This is a genomic window from Mesorhizobium sp. CCNWLY176, assembly GCF_037153935.1.
GTDB lineage: Bacteria > Pseudomonadota > Alphaproteobacteria > Rhizobiales > Rhizobiaceae > Mesorhizobium_M > Mesorhizobium_M zhangyense.
On the sequence record NZ_JBBBDZ010000009.1, the window covers coordinates 176,874 to 192,657 of the forward strand.

A 15,784-nucleotide genomic window follows, 5' to 3' on the forward strand; every position below is an offset into this window, starting at 1 on the left:
GGCGGGAAGCAGACGGATGAACGCGATGACGGAACTTTCCCTTTATCGGCATCTGGACGAGATGGTGCCGTGGAACGACCGGCTGCAGGTGCTGGAATGCATCGGCGTGATCGACGAGGCATCGGAGGTGAAGACCTTCATTTTCCGCTCCGACAACCAAACCTGGTTCCGCTACCAGCCGGGCCAGTTCGTGACGCTGGAGTTGCCGCTGGAAGACGGTCCGCTGATGCGCACCTATACGCTGTCCTCCAGCCCGTCGCGGCCCTTCTCAATCGCGGTGACGGTCAAGGCACAGGCCGGCAGCGTCGGCACGCGCTGGATGTTCGACAATCTGGTGCCGGGCACGCACATCAAGGCTTACGGCCCCGCTGGCGATTTCTCGCATCACAATCATCCGTCGGCGAAATACCTGTTCGTCTCGGCTGGTTCCGGTGTCACGCCGATGATGTCGATGCTGCGCTGGCTGAACGACTGCGCACCATGGACCGACGTCGCCTTCGTCAACTGCGCGCGCCGGCCCGAAGAGATCATCTTCCGCAAGGAACTGGAACTGCTCGGCAGCCGCATGCCCGGCCTGTCGCTCGGCTTCCTCATAGAGGAGCGCTCGAACCGAGAAGTCTGGAGCGGCCACATGGGCCGCATCGACGCGGTGCGCCTGCCGCTTCTGGCGCCCGATTTCCGCGACCGCGAAGTCTTCTGCTGCGGCCCAGACCCGTTCATGCGCGCGGTGCGCCAGATGCTCGAGGCCGCCGGCTTCGACATGGCGCATTATCATCAGGAAAGCTTTGGCGCGCCTCCGGTCGAAGTCGTTCCGGCGCCCTTTTCCGACGCATCTTCGACCACCGGCGACGCCGCGCCTGTCGAGCAGATCACGCCGATCCGCTTTGCGCTCTCGGATGTCGATGCCGATTGCGTCTCCGGCCAGACCGTACTCCAGACCGCCCGCGCCTCGGGCGTGCGTATTTCAGCTGCTTGCGAATTCGGCCTGTGCGGCACCTGCAAGATCAAGAAGGTCTCGGGCGAGGTCGAGATGAGCCACAATGGCGGCATCCTCGACCACGAGATCGAGGACGGCTTTATCCTCGCCTGCTGCTCGAAGCCGCTCGGTGCGCTGACGGTCGAGGCCTGACCCATGGGCTCGCATTGGCAATCGGACGCGATCGAGCGTCCCGCCGGCTCGGCTGTGTCTGTCGAAGACCCAGCCCTGTCGTGCCCGGAAGATATCTTCCTGTCCTGGCTGCTATGGCTGCCGCAAGGCAGCGACATACGCACTGCCGCCGCCCGCGAAGTGGCGCGGCTCGACCGCCGTGCACCACTGCGCGATGACCTGCGGCGTCTGCGACGCATGTTCATGCTCGTCGCAAACGGCTCGGCCGTTTAGGCATTTCCACATCGGCTTTTTCCACGCATGGCCAAACCCGGTTGACGCTCGCCGGACGCACAGCTACCAGTGGAATCGGAAATGGTTCCGCTTCACGGCGGATGAAAAGGGAACACGGTGAGATCGTCAGATCGAAGCCGCGACTGCCCCCGCAACTGTAGCCGGCGAGCTTTCTTTCAACCAGGCCACTAAAAGCGCTCCAGCGCGATTGGGAAGGCGAAAGACAAGCATTGACCCGGAAGTCAGGAGACCTGCCTTTTCCGGTCACCCATGCTTGAACACGGGGCGTGTTCAGGCGCGGTCGCCCGTGGCGGTGACATTTGAAAAAGTGTTGCCGCATGCCGGGGTTGGCCGAGGGTTCGATGTTGTTGTCCAAAGATCTGCCTGTCGATCATTTTCCTGTCTGCGGTTTGTCATCAAACCTTCGGGCGCGTTTGGTCGCCCGCCAAAAGCCTATCGGGGGCAGACATGCAGAAATCGACTTTTTTGGCTGGCGCATTGGCGCTGGCTTTCTCGAATAATGCCGGCGCGCAGGAACTGGACGACGGCGACGCGGAGGTAATCAAGCTCGACACGGTCGTCGTCACCACGCCGTTGCGGCGCGAGACCACGCTGGCGCGCTCGACCTCGTCGGTCACGGTGATCGAGCGAAAGGAAATCGAGCAGTCGGCAGCACCCGACCTGCCGTCGCTGCTGAAGTCCTATACCGGCGTCTCAATCATCTCCTATGGTGGGCAGGGCGCGGGGGCCAATGTCTATCTGCGCGGCATGTCGGCCACGCAGACGCTTGTGCTGATCAACGGCGTGCGGGCAAGCTCGGCCACCAGCGGCACGACCTCCATCTTCAACATCCCGCTGGCCTCCATCGAGCGCATCGAGGTCGCCAAGGGCGCGCATTCGGCCCAATACGGCGCCGACGCCATGGGGGGTGTCGTCAACATCATAACGAAGCAGGGCGGGGCCTGCGCCGATGGCCGCAATGCATGTGCCACGCTCACCACCGGCGTCACCCATCCCTGGGGCGGCTATGTCTCCGGCACGGTTCAAGGACGCAGCGAAAGCGGCGTGAACTACGCGCTCAGCGGCAGCCTGCTCGGCACGCGCGGCTATGATTTCACCACGCCGCTGGCCTGGGGCCATGAGCCCGACGATGACGGCTTCCTGCAAGGCTCAGCCAATCTCTCGCTGTCGAAGGACTTCGATTGGGGACGGCTCCATGCCGACGGCCTTTTCGCGCGTGGCCGCAGCCAATACGACGCGACATTTCCATCCAGCAATGAGGTCGACACGACGACCTTTGCCGGCAAAGTGGGAGCGCATGTCCTGCATTCCGATAGCTGGTCCTCGACCGTCGAAGTCAGCTCCGGCCTCGACTACTCGACCAATTTCCGCGACGGCGTGTCCGGCGACGGCCAGTTCGACACGCAACGCTACGGCATCTTCGCCTCGACCGAAAAACGCTTCGAAACCGGCAAGGCCAGCCACATCCTGACCGGCGGCGTCGAAGCCTATCGCGAGCAGGTCGATTCGACCGTCGACTTCGCCGTCGATTCGCGCGATCTGGCGGCGTTGTTCAGCCAGTATTCGCTCGAATATGAGGCGCTTCGCATCGATACGGGCATCCGCTACGACCACAGCAGCCAGTTCGGCAGCGCCACCACCTACAATGTCGGCGCGAGCTACAAGGTGCTGCCCGATCTCGTGCTGCGCTCGTCCTACGCCACCGGCTTCCGCGCCCCGACCTTCAACGACCTCTACTATCCCGGCTATTCCAACCCGGATTTGAAGCCGGAAAAGTCGCGCTCCTATGAAGTCGGGCTGAACTGGCAGGCAACCGCCGGCACCGGTCTCGACCTCGCTTTCTACCAGACGTGGCTGACCGACGCGATCGCCTCCAATCCGCCGACCTACCTCCCCTTCAACGTCGCCCGCGCTCGCATAACCGGCTTCGAGGCGACGCTGGCGCATCGCTTCAGCGACGAGTGGAGCGGCAAGGCCACGGTCGACATCCGCGAACCGCTCAATCAGGACAATGGCAAGTACATTCCCTATCGCGACCGCTTCAAGGCGACCGCCGAACTCACCTACAGCCCGACCGAACAGCTCGATCTCACGGCGAAGGTCCTCTACGGCGCGGCGCGTTATGCCAACGCCGCCAACACCGTCGAACTGCCGGACTATGTGACCGTCGATTTCACGGCGCTCTATGCCCTTGATGCGCGGTCGCAGTTCAAATTCTCGGTCGAGAACATGTTCGACGAGGAATACGCCACCGTCACCGACTATCGCGCACCGGGGCGCACCTTCAATCTGAGCTTTACGCGAACGTTCTGAACGGGGAGGTTCTGCATCGGGCCTCTCTTGGAGGTCCGATGCCTGGAGAAAAGCATGAAACGCATCACGGCTATCCTGATGGTCTCGATTCTCAACGCCTCGGCGGCTCTCGCCGCCGAGGCTCCCCGCCGCGTCGTCTCCATGAATGTCTGCACCGACCAGCTTGCCATGCTGATTGCCGGCGAGGGCCAGCTTTATTCGGTGTCCTATCTCGCCGGCGACAGGAATACGTCGGTGCTTGCCGATCAGGCCGGAGGCTATGTGGTCAACCATGGCCTTGCCGAGGAAGTCTTTCTCATGCAGCCGGACCTGATCATCGCTGGCACCTTCACGACCCGGACCACGGTCGAGCTTCTGCGGCGGCTCGGTTTTCGAGTGGAGGAGTTCGCGCCGGCGGATTCTCTCGCCGATATCCGCGAACACATTTCGCGCATGGGCGCGCTTCTGGGACGGCAGGAAAAGGCGTCTGCGCTTCTAACCCAGATCGACAACGACCTGGCGACACTCCGCGCGCAGCCGCCCTCCGGCAGGACGGTCGCGACATACTACGCCAACAGCTACACCTCCGGCTCCGGCACGCTGGTCGATGCGCTGATCGGCATCTCCGGCCTCGAAAACATCGCAGCCCGGCTCGGCCTCACCGGCACATCGAAACTGCCGCTGGAACTGCTGGTGCTCGCCAATCCCGATCTCGTCGTATCCAGCGCGAGCGATTATCCGGGTCCCGCACTGGCCGAGGAGGGTTATGTCCACCCGGCCTTCAAGGCTGTGACCGCCGGCAGCAAGGCCGTCAACATTCCGACGAAATATACCATCTGCGGCGCGCCCTTCACGCTTGAGGCGGCGCACATGCTTCGAGAAGCGGCGGGAGCGGCCAGATGAGCGAGACCGCACGCTACCGCCTGCTGCTCATCATTCTTGGCGCAGCAACACTCATCCTGTTCCTGCTGTCGCTCACCGTCGGCCCGGCGGCATTGGGCTTTGCCGACAGCATCGCTGCACTGTTCTCATCGAAGGCTGGCGCCATCGCCCTGATCATGCAGGAAATCCGCCTGCCGCGCGCCATTCTCGGTCTGATGATTGGCGCGACGCTCGGCCTGTCGGGCGCGGCACTGCAGGGCTATCTCCGCAACCCGCTGGCCGAGCCGGGGTTGATCGGCGTCAGCGCCACTGCCTCGCTCGGTGCGGTCATTGCCATCTACACCGGCTTCTCCGCGGTCTTCCCGCTCGGCCTGCCGCTGGCTGCCCTTGCCGGTGCCGTGCTGGCGGTGGTCATCGTGCAGGCCATGGCCGGCATGAAGGGCGGCGCGCTCACCATCATCCTCGCCGGCGTCGCCGTTTCGAGCTTCGCCGGCGCAATGACATCGCTGGCGCTCAATCTGTCGCCGAACCCGTTTGCAGCACTCGAAATCATGTTCTGGATGCTGGGTTCGCTCACCGACCGCTCCATGACCCATGTCTGGCTCGCCGCGCCCTTCATGGTCATCGGTTGGCTCATGCTTGCCTCGCTCGGGCGCGTGCTCGACACGCTGACGCTCGGCAACGATGCGGCTGCCAGCATGGGCGTCGATATGCGCCGCGTGCAGTTTTTGGCGGTGTTCGGCACCGCCGCGTCTGTGGGGGCCGCAACCGCTGTTGCCGGCGCTATCGGCTTCGTCGGCCTCGTCGTGCCGCATATATTGCGCCCGCTGGTCGGCTCGCGCCCGTCGCGGCTGCTGCCGGCCAGCGCGCTCGGCGGTGCCTGCGTGCTGCTCGCCGCCGACATTCTGGTCCGCATCATCGCACCGGGAAAGGACCTCAAGCTCGGCGTCCTGACGGCCATCGTCGGCGCGCCGTTCTTCCTCTGGCTCGTCTACCGCACGCGGAGGAACCTGCTGTGACCTTGCTTGCCATCGATCAGCTTCACGCCTCGCTCAGTGGCAAGCCTGTGCTGCACGGGCTTTCGCTTGCCGTGCAGGAAGGCGAATTCGTCGGGCTGATCGGCCCGAACGGTTCCGGCAAATCGACGCTCCTCAGAGCTGCCCTCGGCCTAATCCCCTCGACCGGAAAGATCGGCATTGCCGGCAAGGATGCCGCCGCTATGCCGGCGAAGGAGAGGGCGCGTCACCTCGCCTATCTGCCGCAGGAGCGCGAGATTGGCTGGCCGGTCTCGGTCGAGATGCTGGTTTCGCTCGGCCGCGCGCCGCATCGGTCTGCCTTTGCCGGATTTGACGCTGCGGACACAGCAAAGATCGAAGAAGCCATGCGCCGCATGGAGGTCGACGCCTTCCGCCACCGCCCCGCGACCGACCTTTCCGGCGGCGAGAAAGCGCGGGTGCTGATTGCCCGCGCGCTCGCGCAGGATGCCCCTCTGCTGCTTGCCGACGAGCCGACCGCCGGCCTCGATCCATCGCACCAGATCACGCTGATGCGCCTGTTTGCGCAGCTCGCCTCGGAGGGCCGGGGCGTCGTCGCTTCGCTGCACGATCTCGGCCTTGCGGCACGCTGGTGCACGCGGCTCGTCCTCATCGACAAGGGCCGGATCGTCGCCGACGGCCCGCCGCGCGAGGTGCTGACGGCCGCGCGCCTGCGCTCGGTCTATGGCGTGGAGGCTTATCTCGGCGAGACGCAGGGCGGCATGCTGGTCATGCCGCTGGACGTCGCCGGCTAGAGCATGATCCCGAAAAGTTGCAGACTTTTCGGACAAGATCATGCTTCAAAAACAGAAACTTAGAGCGGGATGGCGATTCAAGTGAAAGTCATCTCGCTCTAACGCAATCGGGAGGGCGGAACATGGAAACGCTGCAAAACCTCATTCGCGATCATCTGCGCGACTGGCAGACGGGCTGGAGCATGGGCACCTTCGGCGCAATCGCCGAATTCCATCAGGATCGCGACGAGACGCCGGTGATCGACGACGGCTTCACACTGTCGCGCGCGACCCGGCGCGGCGCGATCCACATCGACCGCAAGCGGCTCGATGAGGTCGTGCCGGTCGCCTACGAGACGGTCAGCCCGCGCGCCCATCGCTGGAGCCAGGCGGTCGCACTGTGCCTGCCGGAAACGCTGGCACGCCGCGAGGCGCGCTCCGTCCTGACAGAGCTTGGTCCCGACGACGACGCCATTCGCGGCATCGACCACACCGGCATCCTGTTCGATATGGGCCTGTCCCTGCCGCAATGCGATTTCTGCATCCGCACCAGCGATCCGAAGCTGCTGACCGTGCTGCGCGCCAATCTCGGCCGCTCGCTGTTCGAGCACGACAATGCCGCCATGCCGGCCATTCTTGCCGCGCATCCGCACCGCGTCGCGTTGACCCATATCGGCCGTGTCGAGGTGTTCCAGAAGATCGGCGGTCCCGACACCGGCGGCGTCTCGCCACCCGGCCCGCACACGCATCTCCTGCCGAAGCTGCTGCGAACCGGGCGCACCCATTCCGCCAACACGCCGATCCCGGAAGGGCTCATGCCGCTCGGCTCGCTTCACCCCGGCAATCCGGTCATCGGCGCCATGGGCGAGGACATCGAATTCGATGCTGGGCTGCATCGGCATTTCCAGGATCTCTATTCCGCCTATGGCGACCCTAGTCTGGTGATGCTGAAGCGGACCGTTCTCGGCGCGCTGCAACGTGGCGGCGACCCGGAAGGTTTTGTCGTTCCCGATGGTCGCTTCGAGCGCGGCGTCGTGCGCCTGGCACTGCGCCAGCAGGCGCGGTTGGCCGAGCACCAGCAGGATTCGGAACTGGCGCACCGGCTTACGGTGTGGCGCAAGGTGCATGACCAGCGCAGCGACGCCGAACTCGAGGACGACGATTCACCGGGGCATTGATGGCGTTTTCTGTGAGAGTTTTCGTCTGAAAAATTGCCCCTCACCCTTACCCTCTCCCCGTGAAAAACGGGGAGAGGGAGGCGTCAGCGTTGGAGCGTCCTTCTTCCCCATATTGTGACGGAGAGAAGGAGATTGGCCGCTACGTCGATGACCCCCTCTCCCCGTTTTTCACGGGGAGAGGGTAAGGGTGAGGGGCAGCGCAACCCTCAAATCCGCTTCCCATCCTGATCGAACAGAAACGCCCGCGATCCATCCAGCCCGAAGCGCGCGCCGTCGCCGGCGTTGAAGCTGCGGGCGTCGCGGCTTTCCACGGTGATGGTGCCGCCTTCGGGCAGTTGTGCATGCGCATAGGTGACGCCGCCGAGGCGCTCGACCAGCGTGACCTTGCCGGAAAGCGCGCTGGTTGCCCCGTCTGCTGCCACGAAATGCTCGGGCCTTATGCCGAGGCTGACTGCCGTTCCAAGCTTGGGCGCCGCGCCGCGCGTTGCGACCGCCATGCCCGTCAACCCAAGCTTGGGTGCTGCGACCATGGCCTTGCCGCCTTCCACGCCGACAACCGTGACCGGCACGAAATTCATGCGCGGCGAGCCGATGAAGCCGGCGACGAAGCTGTTGTCGGGGTTCTCATAAAGCTCCAGCGGCGCACCGACCTGCTCGATGCGACCTGCGCGCAGCACCACGATGCGGCTCGCCAGCGTCATCGCCTCGACTTGATCGTGGGTGACGTAGATCATGGTCGTGCCGAGTTCCTGATGCAGCCGCGCGATCTCGATGCGCATCTGCACGCGCAGTTCGGCATCGAGGTTGGACAGCGGCTCGTCGAACAGGAACACGCCGGGCTGGCGCACGATGGCGCGCCCGATCGCCACGCGCTGGCGCTGGCCGCCGGAAAGCTCGCGCGGCTTGCGTTGGAGATAGGGCTCGAGATGCAGGATCTTGGCGGCTTCCGCCACCTTGCGGTCGATTTCTTCCTTCGGCCGTTTCGCCATTTCTAGGGGAAAGCCCATATTGGTCGCGACCGTCATATGCGGGTAGAGCGCGTACGTCTGGAACACCATGGCGATGCCGCGCTTGGCCGGGTCTTCGCCGGTCACGTCGCGCCCGCCGATCTCGATGCGCCCGTCCGAGGTGGTTTCCAGCCCGGCGATCATGCGCAGCAGCGTGGACTTGCCGCAGCCCGACGGCCCGACGAAGACGACGAATTCGCCGTCCTTGACGTCGAGGTCGACACCGCCGATCACCTCGGTTTCGCCGAAGCGCTTCTTCACTTTCTGGAGCGACAGGCCCGCCATTTTTCTACCTTCGAACTATTTGACCGCGCCGTCGGTCAGGCCGGAAACGAACCAGCGGCCGACAAGGGCGAAGAGGGCGACGACCGGGATGATCGCGGCTGTGGCGCCGGCAAGCAGCAGGCCCCAGTCGATCTGATACTGGCCGATGATGCCGGCAAAGCCGACGGGAATGGTGCGCCGCGCGTCAGACACGATCAGCACCGAGGCAAACAGATATTCGGTCCACGACGAGATGAAGGCGAAGATCGCCACGCTGGCGATGCCCGGCGCGATCAGCGGCATCAAGATGCGCACGAGAATGGTCGTCGTCGGCGCGCCATCGACCACCGCTGCCTCCTCGATCTCGCGCGGGATGGTGGCGAGGAAGGAGCGCATCATCCAGATCGAGAAGGGCAAGGCGAACGCGACATTGACGATGACCAGCGCCACCGGGCTGTCGATCAGACCGACCTTGGCGAAGAGGCCGTAAAGCGGGATCAGCACCACCACGCCGGGGAAGGCGTAGGCCAGCAGGATCGTGCGGTAGAGCGCGTTGCGGCCGGGAAATTCCATGCGGAAAAAGGCGTAGGCCGCGGGCAAGGCAAGCAGCACCGTGAATGCCGTCGAGAACGAGGCGACGATGAGGCTGTTGATGAGATAGACCGGGAAATCCGAGGCCTGCAGCAGCTTCTCGAAATGCTGCAGCGTAAAGCTCTCCGGGATCATCGTCGGCACGCGCTGGATGATTTCGCGCGGCAGCTTGATCGAGCCGCTGATGACCCACCAGAACGGCAGCACGATCAAAAGTGCGATCAGCAAAAGTCCGCCATAGAGCGACAGCGACTGTCCGAATGTGCGTTTCATCGCGCTGCCTCCTGCGCGGTCATGGCGCGCGTGGCGAGGAAGGCAAAGCCCATCAGCAGGATGCTGGTCAGCACCGAGACGGTCGCCGCCTCGCTCAGCCGGTATCCCTTGAAGGCGGTCTCGTAGATCAGCACCGGCAGCGTCTGCGTGGCACCCGCCGGTCCGCCCGCCGTCAGCAGCCAGATCACGTCGAAAACGTTGAAGGACAAGAGCGTGCCGACGACGCCGAGCACCAGCAGTGTCGGCTGCAGCAGCGGCCAGGTGATGCGCTTGAAGCGCTGGAAGGTGCCGGCCCCGTCGATGCGGGCGGCCTCATAGAGGTCGCTCGGAATGCGCGTCAGTCCGGCCAGCATCATCAACGCGGTGAACGGAAACCAGCGCCAGGAATTGATCAGGATCAGCGTCGTCATGGCGCTTTCGCGGGTGGCGAAGAAGCCGACGGGCCGCTCGATGACGCCGGCCTGAATGAGCAGCGGGTTGATCATGCCGCCCGACGATGACAGCAGCCAGCGCCAGATAATGACGACGACCACCGTCGGCACGATCCAGCTCAGGATCACCCATGTGCGGGCAATGCGGACACCGGGGAATTTCTGGTTGAGGATAAGCGCGGTTGCCAGCGCCAGTGCCGTCTGCACCACGGCATTGCCCAGCACCCAGACGATGCTGCGGCCGAGCGCGCGCCAGAAGCCGGCGCCGCCGAGGATCGAGATATAGTTAGCAAGGCCGACATAATGGCCTTGCGAGCCGATCACGCCGACATCCTGAAAACTCAGGATGACGGCCTGAACCAGCGGCCAGCCGAGAACGGCCAGCAGGAACAGCAGGGCAGGCGACACGAACAGGAAGGCCAGCGTGGTGTTCTTCATCGTGTCTGTTCCCGCCCTGACCGTCTCTTACTTCTTGGCGATTTCGGACATGCGCGCCTGGCCGCCCTTGACGGCGTCGGCCGCGGTCTGCCCGTCCACCACGATGTGCTGCAGCGTCTCGGCGATCACGTTCTGCGCCGAGATGGCGCCGATCGACGGGAACACCTTACCGGTGGTGAAGCCGAACAGCTTGCCGGCATGCGAGTTCGAAATCATCGTCTCGACCTGGCCCTTGTACTTGGTCACGGTCTTGTCGTTCCAGAACGAGTCCGCCTTGGCGCCGTCGTCGGTCACCGGCAGGAACAGGCCCGGCTCCATGGTCAGGAAGCGGCCATAGTTTGCCGGCTCCAGCAACCAGGCCAGGAACACCTTGGCGGCAGCCTGCTTGGCCTCGTCCTTGGTCGTCAGCATGATCGCGTTGGAGTAGGAGATCGTCGCCGATTCGCTCTGGTCGTCGGCATGCGGCACCGGTGCCACGCCGAGATCGGCGGCATCGCCTTCGGCCTGCGTGTCATAGGTGTTGATGACGCCGAACTGCAGGATCATGCCGCAGGTGTTGCTGGCGAAGCAGGCTTCGGCCTCGCCCCAGGTCCACGAGCCGTTGTCGGCCGGCGAGAGCTTGGCGAGCTTGCTGTAGAAGTCGTAGGCCTTCACGGTTTCCGGCTTGTCGAAATCGATCGAGCCGTCGTCCTTGTAGATGTCGGCAGCGCCGCTGTTGACCATGACGCTGTAGACGGTCTGGTCGGTATAGAGCTGCTTGTTGGCCGGAAGGCCGATACCGTATTTGCCGTCGGTGCTGAGCTTCTCGGCGGCGGCCTGCCACTCGCTCCAGGTCTTCGGCACTTCGACGCCGGCAGCCTTGAGCACGCTGTTGCGGTACCACAGCGAGATCGCCATGTTGTAGGCAGGCACTGCCCAGACATGGTCGTCATACTGGTAGGGTGCGAGCGTCGCGGGGATAAAACCGTGCTTGGCGTCGAGATCCTTGACCAGATCGTCAACCGGCACGACCGCGTCGATGCCCTTCAGCACCGTGGTGAAATCGGGAATGGTGAAGAGCAGGTCCGGGCCGTTGCCGGCGGCGAAAGCGGCGGGCGCCTTGGCATAGACTTCACCCCAGCTCTGCGGCTCCTGCTTGACCTGGATGTCGGGATGGGCGGCGTTGAATTCGTCAAGCAGTTCCTTCATGCGCTGCACGCGGTGCGGTGGCTGCTCCATATGCCACAGCGTCAGGTCGACCGGCGCAGCATAGGCGGTGCCGGTCATAAGCGTCGCGGCAAAGCCGGCAAGTGTCAGAAATTTCGTCAGTTTCATCGTGTAGTCTCCCATTAATTCGCGGCTCCCCTTGAGTCCGCGGAATTTCCTCAAAGATGTGGATTGCGCGGCCTGTATTTGGCGATCAGAGCCGCATTGACCTCTTTTGCGCCCGGCATGTTGGCGCTGAGATAGATCGGCGCGTTGATCCCGCCGGTTTGCAGCCGCACGGCGGCCTCGACGAACACCGCGTTCATCAGCGCCGCGCCGATCGAGGTCGAGATCGGCCCGACGCGCAATTCGCTGCCCGGCACTTGCATCGTGGCGTCGCCGGGAGGCCCGCCATTGTCGAGCACGATGTCGGCGACGTCGGCCAGCCGCGTGCGGCCATTGGCGGCCTGCTTCGAATAGATTTCGGAGGTGATGGCGATCACGGTCGCGCCCTTCGCCTTGCCGAGCTGGGCTGCTTCCACCGTCGCGGTGTTGACGCCGCTGTTGGAGACGACGATCAGCACGTCGTTCGGTCCCATCGGGTAGCGCTCGAAGATCGGCGCGATGATGCCCGGCATGCGCTCGAAGACGGTGCCAGCAACCGCCCCTTCATGCACCATCGTCGTGGAGGACAGGATCGGGACGGTGAGTGCCAGCCCGCCGGCGCGGTAATGCGCCTCCTCTGCCATGGTGTGGCTGTGGCCGGTGCCGAAGATATAGACCAGGCCGTCAGCCTTGGCCGTGCGCTCCACCGCATCCGCCGCAGCCGCGATCGAACCGGCATTCTCCTCGATCAGCCGCCCGGTGCGCGCGGTCAGGTCGGCAAGATAGGCGGCGGCGTGCGGGGTCTTGGTCATGCGTCTTTTCCGAGTGTCAGGTTGACCCGCATCACGAAGCAGTCGCCGCGATAGACCGAGCGGACATATTCGATGGGGCGTCGCGTCGCGTCGAGCGTGCGGCGGGTAAGGATGAGAACCGAGCTCTGCATCGGGATGCCGAGAGCGGCAGCGCTCGAGGCATCGGGATGCGCCGACCACAGTCTCTGCTCGGCTTCGCTCGGATAGATGCCGTAGTCCTCGCGCAGCACGCGGTAAAGCGAGTCCGTGGTGAAGTCGGCGCGGTCGAGCAGTTTCGGCGCAAGGGCGGCGGGGATTTCGGTGCGCTCAAGCCCGACCGGCTCGGCATCGGCAAGGCGCACGCGCACCAGCCGGTGCACCGGCGCATGCTCAGCAATGCCGAGCGCGTTTGCTGCCTCCAGATCGGCGGCACCCACGCCGGCATCCAGCACGATCGAGGAGGCGACACGGCCGCCGCGCTGCATGTCTTCGGTAAAGCCGCTCAGTGTCGAAAGCTGCTGCTCGATCTGCGGATGGGCAACGAACGCGCCGCGTCCGGTGCGGGTCTCGACCAGCCCGCGCCGCTCCAGAACCTTCAGCGCCTGCCGCGCCGTCATGCGGCTGTAGCCAAGGTCCTCGGCCATCTGCCGTTCCGAAGGCAGCCTTTCGCCGACCTTCAGCGTGCCGGACGCGATCTGCGCCGCGAAGTCATTCGCGATGCGCTGGTAGAGCGGTTGCTGGTCGGCGGCGATAGAGGACATGGGCACCGGTATATTCCAATATGATGAGTGGTATGCACCACTCAATCGCGCCCTGTAAAGCCCCTTAGCCGCCTATTTCCCCAACGACGCGTCGCGACGGGCGCGATAGGCGGTGAAAGCACTGTCCCAGGCGGGTTTGACGGCAGTGTTCGGTTCATGTCTGCGCTGGATTTCGCGGGTCGAGACCGAAGCTTCGCGGATCGATGGAAAACGTCCGATAGCGGTGGCGGCAAGCAGGGCCGCACCGCGCGCGCCGAACTCGGTACCGGCCGGCACCAGCACGGTCGTGCCGAGGCAATCGGCGATCATCTGCGTCCACATCGGGCTGCGCGCGCCGCCGCCGGTCAGCAGGATTTCGTGGCCGGCGCCTTCCAGATCCTGGAACAGGTCACGCAGCGCCAGCGCCACACCCTCATAGACGGCGCGGATCATATGCGGGCGGCCGTGCCGGGGCGATAGGCCGTGGAAGCCGGCACGCGCCTCGCGGTTCACCACCGGCGCGATGATGCCGCTCTCGCTGAGATAGGGCAGATAAACGACGCCCTCGCTGCCGATCGGAATGGGGGCGATCATCGCCTCCATGCGGGCATAGAGGTCTGGCTCCTTCGCCAAATCGGGCAGCAGCGTTTCGACTGCCCAGTCGAGATTAAGCGTGCCGGCGACATTGACCATGGCGCGGTACCAGGTCTCGCCCGGCAGCGTGAACAGCAGGCCGAGATCGGGCGGGGTGAAGACCGGATGATCCGAAACCACGCCGACCATGCAGGTCGTGCCGAGCACGGCCATCGCCATGCCGGCTTCCAGCGCGCTGGCGCCGGTCACGGTCGCCGGCACATCGCCCGCACCGATGGCCACCGGCGTACGCTCGGCCAAACCCGTTGCCGCCTCCGCCTCAGCGGTGACGAAGCCGCCGACGGTTTCGGAATTGGCCACCGGCGGCAGTTTGTGCGCGAGGTCCGAAACCTGGAATAGCTCGAGCATCTCGGCGCTGCGGTCGCGGTCGCGCGCGCTGCCGGGGGCGACTGCCGCCTCGGTACGGTCGGCAGCGACATTTCCGGTCAGCTTCAGCCGCAGAAAATCCTTGTAGCTGAAGACGTGCGCCGCGCGGTCGAGAACCTCCGGCTCGTTCTCCTTCAGCCATGCCATAAGCGGCAGCGTGCAGCCCTGCTGTACCACGCAGCCATCCGACTGGAAGATGCGCTGATAAAAGTCCGGGACTTCCGCCGCGCGGCGCTCCATCCAATCCTGCGCGCGGCTGTCTTCCCAGATGATGCCGGGGCGCAGCGCATTGCCCGCCTCATCGACCAGCCAGGCACCGACCATAGCCGCCGACAGGCCCACGGCAGCGATATCCGCGCCCGTGACGCCCGCGTCCTTCAGTGCCGCCTTGACCGCCACGGTCGCCGCCTCCCACGCCGAAGCCGGATCGATCTCCGACCAGCCCGGATGCGGCCGTTGCAGGCGGATGCGGTGCGCGCCTGCGCCAAGCTGCCGGCCTGCCTCGTCGAAGACGGCGGCCTTGGTAACGGACGAACCGGCATCGATGCCGAGAAGATAGCGGCTCATGCGCAAGCCCCATTGGCGCAACGCAAAGCCGGGAGAGTTCCGGCGAAGATGCCGGGTGTGATGAAGTCCGAAAAACGCATTCTAAGCTCCGATGCCCAGTTCCGCGACGAAGTCGTAGGCGTCGCCACGAAAGATCGAGCGGCTGGATTCGACGATGCGGCCGTCTTCCAGCCGCGTGATTCTGTGGATGTCGAGCGCCGCCGAGCCGACGGGAATCTGCAGCAGCTTGGCTGTTTCGGCATCGACATTGATGGCGGTGAAATGCTGCACGGCCCGCGCCGGCTTGTAGCCGCGCGCCCGAAACGTCTCATAGAGCGAAGCGCCGACATCCTGCGGGTCGGCAAGCACGCTGGCCGGCGTCAGCGACCATTCCACCGCGATCGGCTCGCCATCGGCCAGTCGCAAGCGCCGCAGGCGAATGACTGGCTCACCCGCGGCGATGCCGAGCAGTTCGGCCTCTTCCGTGCTGGCCGATGCGCGTTCGCGAGACAGCCAGCGCGTCCCTGCCTCCCTGCCGCGCGACTTCATGTCCTCGGTGAAGGAGTAGAGCTGGCTCAGGCTCTGCACCAGCCGCTCCGGCCCGCCGGCGACATAGTTGCCGCTGCCATGACGCTGGACGATCAACCCGTCCTCGACCAGCCCCGACATTGCCTTGCGCACGGTGACGCGCGAAATCCCGAGCTGGACGGCGAGCTCGCGCTCGGAAGGCAGCGCCGCACCGGGCTTCAGCTCCCCCGAGGCGATTGCCTCGGAAACCAGCGTCTGCAGGCGTCGATAGGCCGGCGCGGGATCGTCCCGGTTCAGTTTGTCAGGAGAAAAAATGCCGGGAAGCGTCACGTTGCACCATAAT

General features: G+C 64.7%; 15 protein-coding genes and 1 riboswitch. Of the genes, 7 read left to right on the forward strand and 8 right to left on the reverse strand.

The window, feature by feature from the left end; genetic code table 11:
* Window positions 1-25 precede the first annotated feature (25 nt).
* From WBQ96_RS16800 to WBQ96_RS16830, 7 genes are all read left to right on the forward strand, one after another.
* Window positions 26-1,129: a hybrid-cluster NAD(P)-dependent oxidoreductase gene (locus WBQ96_RS16800; RefSeq protein ID WP_336551681.1), complete on the forward strand. Its 1,104-nt coding sequence runs from the start codon at window positions 26-28 to the stop codon at window positions 1,127-1,129.
* 3 nt (window positions 1,130-1,132) lie between these two features.
* Entirely contained in the window at window positions 1,133-1,381 is a 249-nt protein-coding gene (locus tag WBQ96_RS16805; RefSeq protein WP_165119563.1) for a hypothetical protein, read from the forward strand.
* 65 nt (window positions 1,382-1,446) lie between these two features.
* Window positions 1,447-1,654, forward strand: a riboswitch (cobalamin riboswitch).
* 195 nt (window positions 1,655-1,849) lie between these two features.
* The gene (locus tag WBQ96_RS16810; protein ID WP_336551677.1) at window positions 1,850-3,715 is read left to right on the forward strand and encodes a TonB-dependent receptor domain-containing protein; all 1,866 of its coding nucleotides are present in this window, start codon (window positions 1,850-1,852) and stop codon (window positions 3,713-3,715) included.
* A 54-nt stretch (window positions 3,716-3,769) separates the two neighbouring features.
* On the forward strand, window positions 3,770-4,597 hold the full coding sequence (locus WBQ96_RS16815; protein ID WP_336551674.1) for an ABC transporter substrate-binding protein: 828 nt from the start codon (window positions 3,770-3,772) through the stop codon (window positions 4,595-4,597).
* Window positions 4,594-5,595: a FecCD family ABC transporter permease gene (locus tag WBQ96_RS16820; RefSeq protein ID WP_336551672.1), complete on the forward strand. Its 1,002-nt coding sequence runs from the start codon at window positions 4,594-4,596 to the stop codon at window positions 5,593-5,595. The genes WBQ96_RS16815 and WBQ96_RS16820 overlap by 4 nt, the downstream gene beginning before the upstream one ends.
* Window positions 5,592-6,365 (forward strand): ABC transporter ATP-binding protein, encoded by a 774-nt coding sequence (locus tag WBQ96_RS16825; protein ID WP_442920842.1) that lies wholly within the window; start codon window positions 5,592-5,594, stop codon window positions 6,363-6,365. Before WBQ96_RS16820 ends, WBQ96_RS16825 begins: the two co-directional genes overlap by 4 nt.
* Window positions 6,366-6,487: 122 nt before the next feature.
* Window positions 6,488-7,522, forward strand: coding sequence for a DUF6925 family protein (locus tag WBQ96_RS16830; RefSeq protein WP_336551670.1), 1,035 nt, complete (start codon window positions 6,488-6,490; stop codon window positions 7,520-7,522).
* 206 nt (window positions 7,523-7,728) lie between these two features.
* On the opposite strand, the gene WBQ96_RS16835 is transcribed toward WBQ96_RS16830, so the two are convergent.
* The 8 genes from WBQ96_RS16835 to WBQ96_RS16870 all read right to left on the reverse strand — a co-directional run bounded on the left by WBQ96_RS16835 (window position 7,729) and on the right by WBQ96_RS16870 (window position 15,771).
* The gene (locus tag WBQ96_RS16835) at window positions 7,729-8,814 is read right to left on the reverse strand and encodes an ABC transporter ATP-binding protein (protein WP_336551668.1); all 1,086 of its coding nucleotides are present in this window, start codon (window positions 8,812-8,814) and stop codon (window positions 7,729-7,731) included.
* A 15-nt stretch (window positions 8,815-8,829) separates the two neighbouring features.
* A complete protein-coding gene (locus tag WBQ96_RS16840) occupies window positions 8,830-9,657 on the reverse strand; it encodes a carbohydrate ABC transporter permease (RefSeq protein ID WP_336551666.1) in 828 nt (275 codons plus the stop codon).
* Window positions 9,654-10,526 carry a carbohydrate ABC transporter permease gene (locus tag WBQ96_RS16845; RefSeq protein ID WP_336551664.1) on the reverse strand — a complete coding sequence of 291 codons (873 nt, stop codon included), beginning with the start codon at window positions 10,524-10,526 and terminating at the stop codon, window positions 9,654-9,656. The genes WBQ96_RS16840 and WBQ96_RS16845 overlap by 4 nt, the downstream gene beginning before the upstream one ends.
* 27 nt (window positions 10,527-10,553) lie before the next feature.
* On the reverse strand, window positions 10,554-11,840 hold the full coding sequence (locus WBQ96_RS16850) for an ABC transporter substrate-binding protein (RefSeq protein WP_336551662.1): 1,287 nt from the start codon (window positions 11,838-11,840) through the stop codon (window positions 10,554-10,556).
* Window positions 11,841-11,890: 50 nt separating this feature from the next.
* Window positions 11,891-12,628: an SIS domain-containing protein gene (locus tag WBQ96_RS16855; RefSeq protein WP_336551659.1), complete on the reverse strand. Its 738-nt coding sequence runs from the start codon at window positions 12,626-12,628 to the stop codon at window positions 11,891-11,893.
* Complete coding sequence (locus tag WBQ96_RS16860; protein ID WP_336551657.1) at window positions 12,625-13,368, reverse strand: GntR family transcriptional regulator; 744 nt, start codon at window positions 13,366-13,368, stop codon at window positions 12,625-12,627. The genes WBQ96_RS16855 and WBQ96_RS16860 overlap by 4 nt, the downstream gene beginning before the upstream one ends.
* 72 nt (window positions 13,369-13,440) lie before the next feature.
* Window positions 13,441-14,934, reverse strand: coding sequence for an FGGY-family carbohydrate kinase (locus WBQ96_RS16865; protein WP_336551655.1), 1,494 nt, complete (start codon window positions 14,932-14,934; stop codon window positions 13,441-13,443).
* Window positions 14,935-15,015: 81 nt separating this feature from the next.
* Window positions 15,016-15,771, reverse strand: a complete 756-nt coding sequence (locus WBQ96_RS16870) for a GntR family transcriptional regulator (protein WP_336551653.1) — start codon at window positions 15,769-15,771, stop codon at window positions 15,016-15,018.
* Window positions 15,772-15,784: the final 13 nt, after the last annotated feature.

Bases quoted from the DNA above. Each gene is read 5' to 3' on its own strand.
- WBQ96_RS16800 (WP_336551681.1), top strand. From the start codon at position 26: ATGACGGAACTTTCCCTTTATCGGCATCTGGACGAGATGGTGCCGTGG.
- WBQ96_RS16805 (WP_165119563.1), top strand. From the start codon at position 1,133: ATGGGCTCGCATTGGCAATCGGACGCGATCGAGCGTCCCGCCGGCTCG.
- WBQ96_RS16810 (WP_336551677.1), top strand. From the start codon at position 1,850: ATGCAGAAATCGACTTTTTTGGCTGGCGCATTGGCGCTGGCTTTCTCG.
- WBQ96_RS16815 (WP_336551674.1), top strand. From the start codon at position 3,770: ATGAAACGCATCACGGCTATCCTGATGGTCTCGATTCTCAACGCCTCG.
- WBQ96_RS16820 (WP_336551672.1), top strand. From the start codon at position 4,594: ATGAGCGAGACCGCACGCTACCGCCTGCTGCTCATCATTCTTGGCGCA.
- WBQ96_RS16830 (WP_336551670.1), top strand. From the start codon at position 6,488: ATGGAAACGCTGCAAAACCTCATTCGCGATCATCTGCGCGACTGGCAG.
- WBQ96_RS16835 (WP_336551668.1), bottom strand. From the start codon at position 8,814: ATGGCGGGCCTGTCGCTCCAGAAAGTGAAGAAGCGCTTCGGCGAAACC.
- WBQ96_RS16840 (WP_336551666.1), bottom strand. From the start codon at position 9,657: ATGAAACGCACATTCGGACAGTCGCTGTCGCTCTATGGCGGACTTTTG.
- WBQ96_RS16845 (WP_336551664.1), bottom strand. From the start codon at position 10,526: ATGAAGAACACCACGCTGGCCTTCCTGTTCGTGTCGCCTGCCCTGCTG.
- WBQ96_RS16850 (WP_336551662.1), bottom strand. From the start codon at position 11,840: ATGAAACTGACGAAATTTCTGACACTTGCCGGCTTTGCCGCGACGCTT.
- WBQ96_RS16855 (WP_336551659.1), bottom strand. From the start codon at position 12,628: ATGACCAAGACCCCGCACGCCGCCGCCTATCTTGCCGACCTGACCGCG.
- WBQ96_RS16860 (WP_336551657.1), bottom strand. From the start codon at position 13,368: ATGTCCTCTATCGCCGCCGACCAGCAACCGCTCTACCAGCGCATCGCG.
- WBQ96_RS16865 (WP_336551655.1), bottom strand. From the start codon at position 14,934: ATGAGCCGCTATCTTCTCGGCATCGATGCCGGTTCGTCCGTTACCAAG.